This is a genomic window from Kutzneria kofuensis (assembly GCF_014203355.1).
GTDB classification, from domain to species: domain Bacteria; phylum Actinomycetota; class Actinomycetes; order Mycobacteriales; family Pseudonocardiaceae; genus Kutzneria; species Kutzneria kofuensis.
The window spans coordinates 5,113,893-5,128,204 of record NZ_JACHIR010000001.1 but is presented as its reverse complement, the minus strand read 5'-3'; the positions used below and the strand labels follow the sequence as shown (position 1 = coordinate 5,128,204).

Here is a 14,312-nt window from a genome sequence, read left to right as displayed (position 1 = left end):
CCGAGAGCGTGACTCGCCGGGGTTTCAGAGGCCGGCGGTGGCGAGCCAGTCGCTGGCGACCTTGGAGGCGTCGGGCTTGTCCGGCGCCGCCAGCTTGGTGTTGAGCTCGGTCAACGTCTTGGTGTCGAGCTTGGCCGAGATGGCGTTGAGAGTCTTCTTCACCTTGTCGCTGGCCTTGCTGGTGTTGATCAGCGGCAGCACGTTCTGCGCGGCGAAGTTGAACTTCGGGTCCTCCAGCACGACCCAGCCGTTCTTCTCGATGGTGCTGTCGGTGGTGAACATGTCCGCGGCCTGCACGGTGCCCTGCTGCAGCGCGGCCACGGTCAGCGGACCGTCGGCGTCGAGCGACTTGAAGTCCTTGAACGTGCAGTTGTAGTTCTTCTGCAGGCCCGGCACGCCGTCCGGCCGCTTCTGGAACTCAGGCGCGGCGCCAAGCACCAGGTCGCCGCAGTGCGCCGCGATGTCGGACAGCGACTTCGCGTTGTACTTGTCCGCGGTCTCCTTGGTGACGACGATGGCGTCCTTGTCCTCGGCGGCCGACTTGTCCAACACGGACAGGCCGCTGGGCAGCGCCTTCTGCAGCGCGGAGTAGACGTCGCCGGCGCTGGTGGCGGTGGCGTTCTTGTCGAAGTACTGCAGCAGCACGCCGCTGTACTCCGGGATCAGGTCGATCGACCCGTCCTTGAGCGCCGGGATGTAGGTCTCCCGGCTGCCGATGTTCAGCTTCTTGCTGACCTTCACCCCGGCCTTGGCCAGCGCGGCGGCGTAGATCTCGGCCAGCAGCTGGCTCTCCGGGAAGTTGGCCGACCCGATGGTGATCGTGTCCGACGGGGACTGGGAGCCGCTGTTGTTGCCCGCGAGCGGGTCGCCACCGGAGCCCCCACCACACGCGGTCAGGCCCAGCGCCGCCACCAGGACGGTGACCAGGCCGGCTACGGTTCGCTTCATCTCTGGATTCCTCCACTCGTCCTCACCGGGCGCAGCCCGGGTGAGACAACCAGCCGTTGCACGCCGGTGAGCACCAGCTCGACCAGCACCGCGAGCACGGCGACCAGGATCGCGCCGCCCGCCATCTGGGGATAGTCGTGCAGGGCGAGGCCGTCGAACACGTATCGTCCGAAGCCGCCGAGCCCCACGTACGCGGCGATGGTCGCGGTGGCCACCACCTGCAGCGCGGCGCTGCGCACGCCGCCGAAGATCAGCGGCATCGCGTTGGGGATCTCGACCTGGAACAGGATCTCGCTCTCCCGCATGCCCACGCCGCGCGCCGCGTCCACCACGACCGGCTCGACGGCCTGGATGCCGGCGTACGCGCCGGCCATGATCGGCGGGATGGCCAGCAGGGTGAGCGCGGCGATCGGCGGCACCAGGCCGATGCCGGCCAGCAGCACAACCAGCGTCAGCACGCCGACGGTCGGCAGCGCGCGCAGCACGTTGGCCGCGCCGACCAGCGCGAAGCCGCCGCGCTTGGTGTGCCCGACCAGCGCGCCGAGCGGGAAGCCGATCACGATGGCGATGACCAGCGCCAGCGCGGTGTACCAGAGGTGCTCCAGCAGCCGCGCCGGCACGCCGGTCGAGCCGCTCCAGTTGGCGGGGTCGAACAGCCAGCTCGTCAACAGGTTCACGGCCTACCTCCCCACCCTGGTCCACGGCGTCACGAGTCGTCCGATCAGCTGCAGCACCAGGTCCGCGACCAGCGCCAGCAGCAGCGTCGCGACGATGCCGGTGACGATCTCGGTGACGAACTGGAGCTGGAAGCCGTTGGTGAACAGCTGCCCGTAGCCGGCGATGCCGATCAGCGCGCCGACGCTGACCAGGCTGATGTTGGACACCATCGCCACCCGCAGTCCGGCCACGACGACGGGGATGGCCAGCGGGAACTCGACGCCGACGAAGCGCTTGAACGGCCGGTAGCCGATGGCGGTGGCGGCCGCGACGATCGTCGGCGGCACCGCGGACAGCGCGTCGGCGATGGAGCGGACCAGCAGCGCGATCGTGTACACGGTGAGCGTGATGATCACGTTGAGCGGGTCGAGCGTCTTGGTGCTGATGATCGCCGGCAGGATCACGATCAGCGCCAGCGACGGGATCGTGTAGAGCAGGCCGCTGACGGTGAGCAGGAACGCCCGCGCCGGCCGCCACCGGCTGGCCGCCCAGCCCAGCGGGATGGCGATGATCAGCCCCAGCACCACGGGCAGCACCGACAGGTAGACGTGCGTCACCGTGAGGTCGCCGAGCAACCCCAGGTGGTCGAACACCCACGTCATCGGGGGACCTCGCCGGCGGTGCGCGCGGCGGCCAGTGCGCGCAGCACCTCGTCGGCCGTCACGGAGCCGACCAGCTCGCCGCTGCCGTTGACGGCGACGCCCAGCGCGGAGGGCGAACTCAGCGCGGCGTCCAGCGCGCTGCGCAGCGAGCCGTGCTCGGTGTCGTAGAGGGATCCGCCGGACTGCACCAGATCCGTGTCGACGGTGGCCGCTTCGTCCACATCGGACAGACGATCGGCGGACAGCCAGCCGCACGGGTGCTTGCGCTCGTCGACGACGACAACCCAGCCGTCGCTCAGCTTTCGCCGCGCCTCGCCGGCGGTGTCACCGAGCTGGACGCTGGCCAGCTCGCCGACGGTCAGCCCGCTCGCGGCGAGGAAGCCCAGCGCCCGGTAGCCCCGGTCGCGGCCGACGAAGTTGCTCACGAAGTCGTCCGCCGGCCGGGCCAGCAGCTCCGCGGGGGTGTCGTACTGGGCCAGGATGCCGCCGGTGCGGAACACCGCGACCTTGTCGCCCAGCTTGATCGCCTCGTCGATGTCGTGCGTGACGAAGACGATCGTCTTGTCCAGCTCGCCCTGCAGCCGCAGCAGCTCGTCCTGCAGGCCCTCGCGGACCACCGGGTCGACCGCGCTGAACGGCTCGTCCATCAGCAGCACCGGCGGGTCCACGGCCAGGGCCCGGGCCACGCCGACGCGCTGCTGCTGGCCGCCGGACAGCTGCGCCGGGTACCGGCTGCCCATGCTGGCCGGCAGGCCGACCGTCTCCAGCAGCTCCTCGGCCCGCTTGCGGGACTTGGCCCGGCCCCAGCCGGCCAGCAGCGGCACGGTGGCGATGTTGTCCAGCACGGTGCGGTGCGGGAACAGCCCGGCCTGCTGGATCACGTAGCCGATGCCCCGCCGCAGCAGCGGCGGGTCCGACTGGCGCACGTCCTTCCCGTCGACCAGGATGGCGCCCGAGGTGGCGTCGATCATCCGGTTGATCATGCGCAGGGAGGTCGTCTTGCCGCAGCCCGATGGTCCGACGAACACCGTGATCCGGCCAGGATCCACGGTCAGGTCCAGTTCGTCGACGGCGACGGTGCCGTCATCGAACCGCTTGGTCACGGCCTGGAACTCGATCACCCCGAGGTCCCTCCGGTCGTCGCGGTAGTGCGGACGACAGTAGCCGCAACCACCGACAACGGCACTCCGTTCCAGCATGTGCGAACCAGTACGCTTACCCGATTGTGACCCCACTGGACCAGGCCCGCGCGGTCGTTTCCCGCCACGGAGCGCGCACCGGGCCGGCACGGCGCGTGATCGGCATGCTGTGCGACGGCCCCCACACGCTGGCAGAGCTGGTCCGCGAGTCCGCCGTGCCACGGCGCGGGGTCGAGGAGTTGCTGTCCGCACTGGACGGCGACCTGGTGCGCAACCGTGACACATATGAGATCCGGGCCGCCGCGATCGCGTCGTACACCGAGGCTTTCACGGTTCCGCCGCGGATGGAGCCGGACCTCGACGTCATCCGCTCCGATGTGGACGCCGTGCCGCCGCCACTGGCCGCGCTCGACCACGTACAGGCCACGCCGGAGACCGTCGCGCGGCGGGCGAAGTGGCTGAACGAGCAGTACGAACTGTCCGGAAACACCCTGCTGTGCCTCGGCGACCACGACCTGACCTCGCTCGCGGTGGCCGCGGTCAACCCGGACGTCGAGGTGATCGTCGTGGATCTGGACGACCGCGTGCTGGCCCACATCGACACCCGCGCGCGGGAGCGGGGCCTCAACATCCGCTGCCTGCACGCGGATCTGCGCTTCGGACTGCCGCCGACGGTAATGGAATCGTCAGATCTGGTGTTCAGCGACCCGCCCTACACGCCGGAAGGGATGGCGCTTTTCGCCGGTCGCGGCGTGGAGGCGCTGCGGGACACCGGGTCCGGCCGGCTGCTGCTGGCGTACGGGTTCAGCGACCGGACGCCAGCGCTGGGTCAGAAGGTGCAGCAGGAACTGCTCGGCATCGGGCTGGTGTTCGAGGCGATCCTGCCGGGCTTCCACCGGTTCGACGGGGCGCAGGCCATCGGCAGCGCCGCCGATCTCTACGTGTGCCAGGCGACGTCGCGTGGCCGGAAGGCCGCGCAGCGCACCGGCATCTACACGCACGGACCGCAGTCCATCGAGTCATCATCCACTGTGGACTCTTCGGCGCTGCTGGCGTTCACCGGTGATTCCGCTGCGCAGCAGCCGGATTGGACCCAGCCGATCACCGGACGTTCGCTCACCATCGACGCCTCGGCCGACCCCGGGCCGTGGCTGCTACGGATCCTGTTGGCGTGCAACGCGGAGAAGCTGTCGGTTCTCGTTCCCAACAACCACGTCGACGTCCGCGACGAGCGGGGGCAGAAGTCACTGTCCACTGTGGTCGCTTCGAAGTACCGGCTACGGTTCCACCGCAGCACACCGGACGGCAAGCACGCCGTTGTGGTGGCCACTCGCACCGGAACGGGGTTGCTGGACCGTGTGCACGGCAAGCTCGGCAACATACTGCGGGAAACCATGATCGCCGAATCCGGCGGCACGTTGACGAAGCGTGAAGCCAGGGAGCTCGTCGCGGCGAAGATCCCCGGCGAGACGGACCTGCGGCTGATCGACCTTCCGCGCCACCGGATCGAGGCGATCGTCGGATCTGCCTGAGAGCGTGACTCGCCCTGCCTGAGAGCGTGACTCGCGGGGTTCAGCCGGCGCGGGGGACGTGGAGCGGGCCGAGGGCCAGCACGGCCCGGAACTCGCGCGGCGGCACCGGCCGGGAGAACAGCCAGCCCTGGTACGCGTCCACGCCGACGCCGTGCAGCACGTGGAACTGGGTCGCGGTCTCCACGCCCTCGGCGACGCAGCTGCGGCCCATCGCCCGCGCCATGTCCACCACCGCGCGGGCCACCGCGAAGTCGGACGGGTCGTTGCCGACGCCGGACACGAACCGCCGGTCCACCTTGATGATCTGCGCCGGCAGGTCCTTGAGCCGGGCCAGCGACGAGTAGCCGGTGCCGAAGTCGTCCACCGCGAACCGGACGCCCTTCGCCACCAGGATGTCCATCTGCTGCATGGTCTTGCACGGCAGGTCGACCAGCGCCGTCTCGACCAGCTCCAGCACCACCCGGTCCCAGGCGATGCCGGACTCGGCGACGGCGTTGGACACCGCGTCCACGAAGTCGGGGTCACCTGGAACAAGGCCGGAAAGGTTTACAGCGACGGCGACGGGCTTCCCGTTCGGCACCGGCCACGTGGATGCTTCGCGCAGCGCGGTGCGCAGCACCCATCTGTCCAGCTCACGCATCAGGTCGCCCTGCTCGGCCACCGGCAGGAACGCGTCCGGCGCCAGCATCCCGCGGTCCGGGTGCGGCCAGCGCACCAGCGCCTCGGCCGTCTGCACGGTGCCGTCCACGCCCACCACGGGCTGGAAGTGCAGCGTCAGCCCGTCCTTGGCCAGCGCCTCGCGCAGCTGCCCTTCCAGGTGCACCTGCCGGTCCGCGGACGCGATCAGCGCCGCCGACGCCAGCGAGACCCGACCGGCGCCACGCCGCTTGGCCTCGAACATGGCGGCGTCGGCGAAGCGCAGCAGGTCGACGCCGGTGGACCGGGAGCCGTTGGGGATGGCCGCACCGATCGACGCCGACACCCGCACCAGCTGGCCGTGCACCGGCACCGCCGCCCGCAGCAGGCTCGCCACCCGGGTGCCCAGCGCCTCGACCCCGCCGGCCGCGTCGATGTCCTCGCAGATGATCACGTACTCGTCGCCGGACATCCGCGCCGCCGTGCAGCCGGCCGGCAGCCCGCCCTCCAGCCGCCGGGCCAGCGCCACCAGCAGCTCGTCGCCGGCGTCATGGCCGAGGGAGTCGTTGACCCGCTTGAAGTTGTCGATGTCGCAGAACAGCACCGCGATCTTCTCGGCGCCGTCGCCGGCCAGCAGCCGGGTCAGCGTCTCCTTGACCGCCGCGCGGTTGGGCAACCCGGTCAGCTCGTCGTGGTTTGCCTGATGCCGCAAGGCTTCCGCGACCCGGCGGCGCTCGGTGATGTCCTGGAACACCACCAGCCAGAACCGGCGGCCGTCGTCCTGCACGGAGATCGCGATGTGCAGCTCGCAGTACACCAGCTCGCCGTCCGGGCGAAGCAGAATGCGTTGCGGCACCTTGAAACCGCCCTCGCGCTCCGCGGTCAGCCGAGCCGCCGACGACAGCCAGCCGACCGGCTCGTCCGGGTGCGTCAGGCTGCTGGCGGTCATGCCGCGCAGTTGCTCCAGGTCGATGCCGAGCAGGTCGCACAGCGCGTCGTTGGCGTCGACCAGCCGCTCCGCCTCGTCGAACAGGCCGATGCCGACCGGCGTGACCGCGACCAGGTCGGTGAACCGCTGGCTGGACAGCTTCATGCGGGCCTCGGCGGTGCGCTGCGCGGTGACGTCCTGCGCGGTGCCCACCAGCACCGGGCCGGTGCCCTGCACCGACGCGCCGTGACAGCGCAGCACCCGCACCAGGCCGTCCGGGCGGACGATGCGGTGCTCGCACTCCACCGGCTCACGGTTGATCGCCAGCTGCTGCCACAGCTCGTCCACCCAGCCGCGGTCGTCGGCGTGCACCAGGCTCAGGTAACGCTGGTAGGTGGCCCGTTCCTGCTCGTCCACGCCGAGCAGCTCGCGCATCATCCCCGACCAGACGCAGTCGTCCGTGGCGGTGTTCCACTCCCAGGTGCCCAGGCTGGCCACCCGCTGCGCGTCCGACAGCCGGCGGCGCTCGTCACGCAGGTCCCGCTCCAGCGCCCGCTGCTCGGTGACGTCCTGGATGGTGCCCAGCAGCTGCTCGACCTTGCCGGTGGCCGACAGCTGGGCCCGGGCGCGGCAGATGTACACCCGCTCGCCGGTGACGTCGCGGAGCTCCACCTCCAGCGGCTCGGTGGTCTGCGCCGCGCGCAACTTGTCCAGCATCTCGGTGATCAGCTGCTGGTCGTCGGGATGCACGCCGGGCATGAAGCTCGCGTCCGTGCTCGAGCCGCCGACCTGCTCGTACATCTCCCGCAGCACCTCGCTGCGGTAGGTGTAGCCGGTCTGCACGTCCAGCGTCCAGCTGCCGATGCGGGCCATCCGCTGGGCCTCGACCAGCCGGGCCCGCTCGTGGGCCAGCTCGTCGTTGGTGCGGTTCCGCTCGGTGATGTCCCTGATGTAGCCGGTGACCAGGCCGATCCGGCCGTCCGCGCCGACCGTGGACTTGGCCTCGCCGCGCAGCCAGCGCACGTCGCCGTCCGGCCGGACGATGCGGTACTCGATGTCGATGGGCTCGCCGGAGAACTGGTGGTTGCGCCAGTAGTCGCGCACCATCTCGACGTCCTCGGGGTGCACCAGGTCCAGCACGGCCTCCGCGCCCGGCTCCACCGAGCCGCGCTCGATGCCGAGGATCTCGTAGTGGCTGTCCGACCACACGGTCTTGCCGGTGGCCGGGTCGAACTCCCAGGACGCGATGCCGGCGACGTGCTGCACGTCGGTCAGCCGGCGCTGCTCCTCGCGCAGCTCGGCGGCCGCGGAGGCGAGGTCGGAGACGTCCACCAGGACGATGGCGTGCAACCCGGTGCCGGGCACCGGCGTCTGCACCACACGGACGGGTAGCTCGGTGCCGTCCAGCCGACGCAGCCGGAGGTCGGGCTCCTGCCCGGCGAACAGGTCGCGCAGGACGGTGCCGCCGAGCCGGTCGGGGTCGGTCGCGCCGATCATCGCCGCCGCGGCGGCGTTGGCCTGCATGACCACGCCCTTCGGGTCGACCCGAAGGGTCGGCGGCTCGGACAGCGTCAGGCCGCCCAGCTCGACCGGGCCGCGGCGGGCGTTCGGCAGCCGGGCACCACCGAGCGTGACAGGTGCGCTTCCCGCCTGCCCGCTGCGCTCAGCCACGGCTCCGCCCTTCCGTGTCGGCCACCGGGGCGGCGTGGGTGGGCCAAGCCGGCGACTGCATCACAGTGCGCCGGGGGTGCGTCGGTCACGACGCACCCCCGGGGAGCACCTGACGCCAGCGACGGTATCGCGTCCACCGCAGAACTCACAGCCGTCCCCGCCAATATCCTGGCGACGTATGAAAAAAGCGGATCGGCCGGCCGAGCGGGTCCGCGTCGGCGCCTACGCTACTCCATCTGCCGCAGCGGCCGCCGCGACGGCCCGCGCGACCTCGACGGACACCCGCGGGTCCAGCGCGCTGGGCACGATCCGGTCCACCGCCAGGTCGTCCGTGGCGACCTGGAAGATCGCGTCGGCCGCGGCCAGCTTCATGTTCTCGGTGATCCGGCGGGCCCCGGCGTCCAGCGCGCCGCGGAACACGCCCGGGAACGCCAGCACGTTGTTGATCTGGTTCGGGAAGTCGCTGCGACCGGTGGCCACCACCGCGGCGTGCCGGGCGGCGACCACCGGGTGGATCTCCGGGTCCGGGTTGGACAGCGCGAACACGATGCCCTTCGGCGCCATGGTCGCGATCAGCTCCTCCGGCACCGTGGAACCGGACAGGCCCAGGAACCCGTCCGCGCCGCGCAGCGCCTCCGCGACGCCGCCGCGCAGGCCCGAGGCGTTGGTGCGGCCGGCCAGCTCACGCTTGATCGGGTTCAGGTCGTCCCGGTCGGCGTGCACGATGCCGCGCGAGTCCAGCACGGTCACCTCGCCGACGCCGCCGGCCATCAGGATGTTCGCGCAGGCCACGCCGGACGCGCCGGCGCCGGCCACGACAACGCGCAGGTCGGCGGGGCTGCGATCGAGCACGGTGGTGGCGCCGCGCAGCGCGGCCAGCACCACGATCGCGGTGCCGTGCTGGTCGTCGTGCATGACCGGGCAGTCCAGCGCCTCGATCAGCTTCGCCTCCAGCTCGAAGCAGCGCGGGGCGGAGATGTCCTCCAGGTTCACCGCGCCGAACGAGGGGCGCAGGCGGACCAGTGTCTCCACGATCTCGTCGACATCGGTGGTGTCCAGCACCAGCGGGATGGAGTCTAGTCCGCCGAACTTCTTGAACAGCGCGGACTTGCCCTCCATGACGGGCAGCGACGCGCTCGGACCGATGTCGCCCAGGCCCAGTACGGCGGTCCCGTCGCTGACGACCGCCACCAGGCGGTGCGCCCAGGTGTAGCGGGCGGCGAGCGCGGGGTCCTCGGCGATGGCGCGGCTGACCCGCGCCACCCCGGGTGTGTAGGCGATCGAGAGCGCCTTCGGGTCGGCCAGCGGGGCCGTCACGGCGGTGCCCAGCTTGCCTCCCTCATGGGCGGCGAATATCTCGGTGTCGGTCAGATCGGCGGCGGATTCGTTCACAGCGGTCACGGGGTCCCTCATCAGTGACACGGCGGCGTGGCGGGCGCGCGGGGCGCGACCGACGCTGTCGCGTCGGTCACTGCACGCCTTGCAGTCGGGCCGACCATCGCGTTCCGGGTATCGAAACAGCGGTCGAAGCGACGCTGGGGTTCGCACAGTGTGACAGCCGACCACCGGTCTGTCTGCGGCGGGGATCACATTCTTTGCCCAGCTCAGAGGCGGTTTAGCAAGACGACCGTACGAATTGCTTGCACTGACCGGTCAGTTTCCGCAGGCAGTTCGGTTCACGATCGGTCAAGCGGCTAACCTGCGACGCCATGCAGGTTCGTGAGCTCGACATCGCAGGTTCTTGGGAATTCACTCCACCGGCCTTTCCGGATCACCGGGGCCTGTTCGCGGCGCCGTTCCAGGAGCAGGCGTTCGTCGAGGCGGTCGGTCACCCGATGCGGCTGGCGCAGACCAACCACAGCGTGTCCCGGCGGGGCACCATCCGCGGCGTGCACTTCGCCGACGTGCCGCCCAGCCAGGCCAAGTACGTCTACTGCCCGTACGGGGCGCTGCTGGACGTGATCGTGGACATCCGGGTCGGGTCGCCCACCTTCGGCCAGTGGACGTCCGTGGTGCTGGACTCGGAGAAGTTCAACGCCCTCTACGTGTCCGAGGGCCTGGGCCACTCGTTCATCGCGCTGGCCGACAACACCGCGATGTCCTACTTCTGCTCCGAGCCGTTCAACCCGAGCGCCGAGCACGGCATCACGCCGATGGACCCCGCGCTCGGGCTGCCCTGGCCGTCGGACATCGAGCCGATCCTGTCCGACAAGGACCGCGACGCGCCGACCCTGGCCGAGGCCGAGGCCGCCGGGCTGCTGCCCAGCTACTCCGACTGCGTCGCCTACCGGGACAAGCTGCGCGGCCTCAGCTGAGCCTGCGTGGGCGTGGCCACAGCCGGAACGTGGCCACGCCCAGCACGTCCGCCGGGCCGAGGTCCCGCGAGTCCGTCGACCCGAACTGGTTGTCCCCGACCACGAACCACTGCTCGCCGCGCCGTTCCACCGCGCGCTTGACCGACAGCTGATCGGGTCGCGCCGGCCATCTCACCAGCACGATCGCCCCCGGCGTGGCTTTCCGCCGGAAGCTGACCAGCAGCACGTCCCCGTCCTTGAGGGTCGGCGCCATCGACGGGCCGCGCACGCGCAGCCTGCGCAGCGGCCAACGATCTATTCCCACCGGTGCCAACGATCACCTCCGCCTGCCCGCTCCGGCCGTCCGGAGTAGGGTTCCGCACGTCGGAGCATTCACTGTCAGGGAGGACCCATGCGACTGCTGTCGCGCATCCTCGGCCCGCGCCTCGAGGCGACGGCGCACTGCGACCTTCCGTGCGGCGTCTACGACCCCGCCCAGGCCCGGATCGAAGCCGAGTCCGTCAAGGCGATCCAGGAGAAGTACCAGGGCAACGAGGACCCCGAGTTCCGTACCCGCGCCATCCAGATCAAGGAGCAGCGCGCCGAGCTGGTCAAGCACCACCTGTGGGTGCTGTGGACGGACTACTTCAAGGCCCCGCACTTCGAGAAGTACCCGGAGCTGCACACCCTGTTCAACAAGGCCACCAAGGCCGCCGGCGCGGCCGGCGCCAAGGGCTCCATGGACCCGGCCAAGGGTCAGGAGCTGCTGGACCTGATCGCCGAGATCGACAAGATCTTCTGGGAGACCAAGCAGGGCTGAGGTAGACGCCCTGGGACGGCGCCGACCAGCGGAGACGCGTTCCGCCGGTCGGCGCCGTTTCGTCTGCCCGACCGCGTGGGTCCCGGCGTCCAGGTCCGGCGACCGGGACGCTAACGATCTCCACCTCGGCGGCGAATGCTCTGCGTACGGCCATTCGGTCGAGTCGCAGGAGAGCCACCATGTCGTATCCAGTGCCCGGTCGCGCCGCCGTGCCCGCGACGTACCCGCAGCCGGTCTCCGACGGGCACGTGGCGTTCGCGTGGGTGGTGACGGCCCTGACGGTCGGCTACATGCTGCCGTGGGCGATCGCGGCGACCAGGCGGAAGTCGAACGCCGCCCCGATCGCGGTGCTCGACCTCCTACTCGGATGGACGGTCATCGGCTGGGTCGCGGCGCTGGTCATGGCGTGCATGGCGGACCCGGTGGTGGCGGCTCCGGTGCAGGTCGACGTGCTGAACACGACGCCGCCGCCCGGCTGGTACCCGGACGCCGTGGGCGTGCGGCGCTACTGGAACGGCGCGGCCTGGACGGGGCAGACGATCTAGGCTGGTGGCGTGACGACGGTCTGGATGCGCTACCTGTCCGGCGCGGACATCGAGTCGCTCGGCGTCACCGACGCGGACATCGTGGCGGCGGTGGAGGACGTGCTCGCCGACCACGGCAACGACCGGGTGGTCTTCGAGCCGCGCACGCACCTGGTTCCGGACAACGGCGGCAAGGGCCACTTCAACGTGCTCCGCGGCAGCCTGACCGACAAGGGCGTCAGCGGGGTGAAGGTGGTCGGCGACTTCGTCGGCAACTACGAGCGCGGCCTGCCCAGCGAGATGGCCCTGATCAGCCTGTTCGACCCGGAGACGGGCATGCCGAAGGCGATCGTGGACGGCACGATGATCACCGAGGCGCGGACCGGGGCGATGACGGCGGTCGGGGCGAAGTACCTGGCCCGCCGGGACGCCAAGGTGCTCGGGCACGTCGGCGCACGCGGCACCGCCTGGTGGAACGTGGTGCTGCTGGACTCGGTGTTCGACTTCGCCGAGATCCGCGTGACCAGCCGCCGGCCGGAGTCCCGGGAGCCGTTCGCCGAACGGTTGGCGGAGCGGCTGGGCAAGCCGGTGCAGGTCCGCGCCAGCTGGGAGGAGACGCTCGACGGGGCCGACGTGCTGGTCGAGGCGTCCCGGCTGACCGAGCCGGAACCGTTGCTGCGCAAGGAGTTCCTCCGGCCCGGGAGCTTCCTCGTGCCGTACGGGACGATCAGCGCGCTGGCGCTGGACCTGCTCGACGACGTGGACAAGATCGTCGTGGACAACTGGCGGGAGTCCCGCTCCGGCGACCCACGCTTCGGGGCGCTGCGCCCACACCTGAACGCCGGCCTGCTGACCGAGGAGCGGATCCACGCCGAGATCGGCCAGATCGTCGCCGGCCTCAAGCCGGGCCGCGAGGACGACGCCGAGCGAACCCTGTTCTGGCACCGGGGACTGTCCACGACGGACCTCGCGGTGGCCGGCATGATCCTGCGTCGCGCCGAGGCGAACGACGTCGGCACGATGCTGCCGTACCGATGAGGGAACTGGACGTCCTGGCCGTCGCCAGGGGGCAGCGGGTCGACCTCGGGCCGCTCGACGACGTCGCCGCCAACCGGCGGGCGATGCTGGCCGCGTTGGAGGCCGCCGACAAGCCCGTGTACGGCGTCAACACCGGTATGGGCCGGCTGGCCGGGGTCGCCCTCGACGCCGAGCAACAGGCCACGCACCAACGGAACCTGCTCATCGGCCGGGCCGTCGGCGGGCCGCCGTGGCTGCCCGAGCCGGACGTCCGGGCGTTGCTGGCGGTGAAGCTGCACGGCCTGCTCGCGCCCACCACCGCCGCCAGCCCCGAACTCGTCAAGTTCCTCGCCGATCGGCTCAACGACGGCTTCGTTCCGGCCGTGCCCCGGTTGGCGCTGGGCAGTGCCGGCGAGATCATCCCTCTGTCGCACGCCTTCCAGACCTTCGTCGGCGTCGGCACGGTGTTGGAGGATGGCGTCGAGAAGCCCGCCGCCGACGCCCTCAAGCGCCGCAAGGCCAAGCCGTTTCCGTTGGGGCCCAAGGAAGGCGCCAGCCTGATCCAGGGTTCGCCGCTGGCCATCGCACACGCCTTCATGCGCGGCGCCGAGGCCGTTCAGGCCCTCGAACTCCAGACGCTCGCCGCCGCCATGGCCGTCGACGTGCTCGGCGCGCCCCGCTCGATCTACCACCCCTCGCTCGCCGGGCCCGACACCGTCCTCGCCGCCGTGCTCGACGACATCCGCTCCCGTACAACGGATTCCGCGACGCGGTCCGACCTCGTGCAGGCCCCCGTGTCGTTCCGCGTCGCCCCGCAGGCCATCGCCCACGCGCAGCGCACCCTCGACGACCTCGCCGCCGCCCGAGACCTTCTCCTTGCCGCGCCGACGGATTCCCCGTCCTTCCTGGACGGCCGCTTCACCTCCACCGCCGGCTACCACGCCGTCACCGTCGGGCTTCGCCTCGACGCCGTGACCGCCGCGCTCACCCATCTCGCCGAGATCAGCGTGCAGCGGCTGCACCGGTTCATGGACACCCAGTTCACCGGCCTCAACGCCCAGTTGGCCGTCGATCCCGGTCCTCAGGCCGGCCTCTCCCCCATCCACAAGCGGGCCGCCGGCGAGCTGCACGAGATCCGCCGGCTCGCCGCTCCCGCCACGCTCGGTTCCCTCGACACCTCCGCCGGCCAGGAGGACGTGCAGGCGCACGCCTGGGCCGCCGGCGAGCAGCTTCGGCAGGTGATCGACCATCTGCTGGCCATCACCGCCTGCGAGCTCATCGGCATCGCCCAGGCGCACCACCTTCGCGGCCTTCCCGGCGCTCCCCGCCTTCGTGGCGCCTACGCGTGGATCACCGAGACCGTTCCTCCCGTCCTCGTCGACCGTCCTCTCGGGCCCGACATCGACCGTCTCCGGGCCAAATTCGCCGACGGGTGAACCCAGCCACCCCGTGCGCGTCCAATGGGCAGCAAGTTCACCTGGACG

13 protein-coding genes are annotated in these 14,312 nt (G+C 70.9%); 6 read left to right on the top strand and 7 right to left on the bottom strand.

What is annotated here, in order from left to right:
• Positions 1 to 24 precede the first annotated feature (24 nt).
• From BJ998_RS23985 to BJ998_RS23970, 4 genes are read right to left on the bottom strand one after another with little or no spacing between them, the layout of a single operon-like run.
• The gene (locus BJ998_RS23985; RefSeq protein ID WP_184865031.1) at positions 25 to 948 is read right to left on the bottom strand and encodes an ABC transporter substrate-binding protein; all 924 of its coding nucleotides are present in this window, start codon (positions 946 to 948) and stop codon (positions 25 to 27) included.
• On the bottom strand, positions 945 to 1,625 hold the full coding sequence (locus BJ998_RS23980) for an ABC transporter permease (RefSeq protein ID WP_184865029.1): 681 nt from the start codon (positions 1,623 to 1,625) through the stop codon (positions 945 to 947). Before BJ998_RS23980 ends, BJ998_RS23985 begins: the two co-directional genes overlap by 4 nt.
• A 3-nt stretch (positions 1,626 to 1,628) precedes the next feature.
• Positions 1,629 to 2,267, bottom strand: coding sequence for an ABC transporter permease (locus BJ998_RS23975; protein WP_184865027.1), 639 nt, complete (start codon positions 2,265 to 2,267; stop codon positions 1,629 to 1,631).
• Positions 2,264 to 3,388, bottom strand: a complete 1,125-nt coding sequence (locus tag BJ998_RS23970) for an ABC transporter ATP-binding protein (protein WP_184865025.1) — start codon at positions 3,386 to 3,388, stop codon at positions 2,264 to 2,266. The genes BJ998_RS23975 and BJ998_RS23970 overlap by 4 nt, the downstream gene beginning before the upstream one ends.
• 104 nt (positions 3,389 to 3,492) lie before the next feature.
• Here BJ998_RS23970 and BJ998_RS23965 point away from each other — a divergent pair, with 104 nt between their 5' ends.
• Positions 3,493 to 4,938, top strand: a complete 1,446-nt coding sequence (locus tag BJ998_RS23965; protein WP_312890305.1) for a bis-aminopropyl spermidine synthase family protein — start codon at positions 3,493 to 3,495, stop codon at positions 4,936 to 4,938.
• Positions 4,939 to 4,978: 40 nt separating this feature from the next.
• Here BJ998_RS23965 and BJ998_RS23960 read toward each other — a convergent pair whose 3' ends face one another.
• Together BJ998_RS23960 and BJ998_RS23955 are read right to left on the bottom strand one after the other, a co-directional pair.
• The gene (locus BJ998_RS23960; protein ID WP_312890304.1) at positions 4,979 to 8,173 is read right to left on the bottom strand and encodes a sensor domain-containing protein; all 3,195 of its coding nucleotides are present in this window, start codon (positions 8,171 to 8,173) and stop codon (positions 4,979 to 4,981) included.
• Positions 8,174 to 8,395: 222 nt separating this feature from the next.
• Positions 8,396 to 9,586 (bottom strand): NAD(P)-dependent malic enzyme, encoded by a 1,191-nt coding sequence (locus BJ998_RS23955; protein WP_184865023.1) that lies wholly within the window; start codon positions 9,584 to 9,586, stop codon positions 8,396 to 8,398.
• 296 nt (positions 9,587 to 9,882) lie between these two features.
• Between BJ998_RS23955 and BJ998_RS23950 the strand changes: the two genes are divergently transcribed.
• A complete protein-coding gene (locus BJ998_RS23950; protein WP_184865021.1) occupies positions 9,883 to 10,488 on the top strand; it encodes a dTDP-4-dehydrorhamnose 3,5-epimerase family protein in 606 nt (201 codons plus the stop codon).
• Here BJ998_RS23950 and BJ998_RS23945 read toward each other — a convergent pair.
• A complete protein-coding gene (locus BJ998_RS23945) occupies positions 10,481 to 10,792 on the bottom strand; it encodes a S26 family signal peptidase (RefSeq protein ID WP_312890303.1) in 312 nt (103 codons plus the stop codon). The genes BJ998_RS23950 and BJ998_RS23945 overlap by 8 nt on opposite strands.
• Before the next feature lie 87 nt (positions 10,793 to 10,879).
• Here BJ998_RS23945 and sodN point away from each other — a divergent pair, with 87 nt between their 5' ends.
• The 4 genes from sodN (at position 10,880) to BJ998_RS23925 (ending at position 14,264) form a co-directional block, all read left to right on the top strand.
• Positions 10,880 to 11,287: a superoxide dismutase, Ni gene (sodN, locus tag BJ998_RS23940; RefSeq protein WP_184865017.1), complete on the top strand. Its 408-nt coding sequence runs from the start codon at positions 10,880 to 10,882 to the stop codon at positions 11,285 to 11,287.
• 179 nt (positions 11,288 to 11,466) lie between these two features.
• Positions 11,467 to 11,832, top strand: a complete 366-nt coding sequence (locus tag BJ998_RS23935; protein WP_184865015.1) for a superinfection immunity protein — start codon at positions 11,467 to 11,469, stop codon at positions 11,830 to 11,832.
• Positions 11,833 to 11,841: 9 nt separating this feature from the next.
• Positions 11,842 to 12,849 (top strand): ornithine cyclodeaminase family protein, encoded by a 1,008-nt coding sequence (locus BJ998_RS23930; protein WP_184865013.1) that lies wholly within the window; start codon positions 11,842 to 11,844, stop codon positions 12,847 to 12,849.
• Positions 12,846 to 14,264 (top strand): aromatic amino acid lyase, encoded by a 1,419-nt coding sequence (locus tag BJ998_RS23925; RefSeq protein WP_184865011.1) that lies wholly within the window; start codon positions 12,846 to 12,848, stop codon positions 14,262 to 14,264. Before BJ998_RS23930 ends, BJ998_RS23925 begins: the two co-directional genes overlap by 4 nt.
• The last annotated feature ends 48 nt before the right edge of the window (positions 14,265 to 14,312 follow it).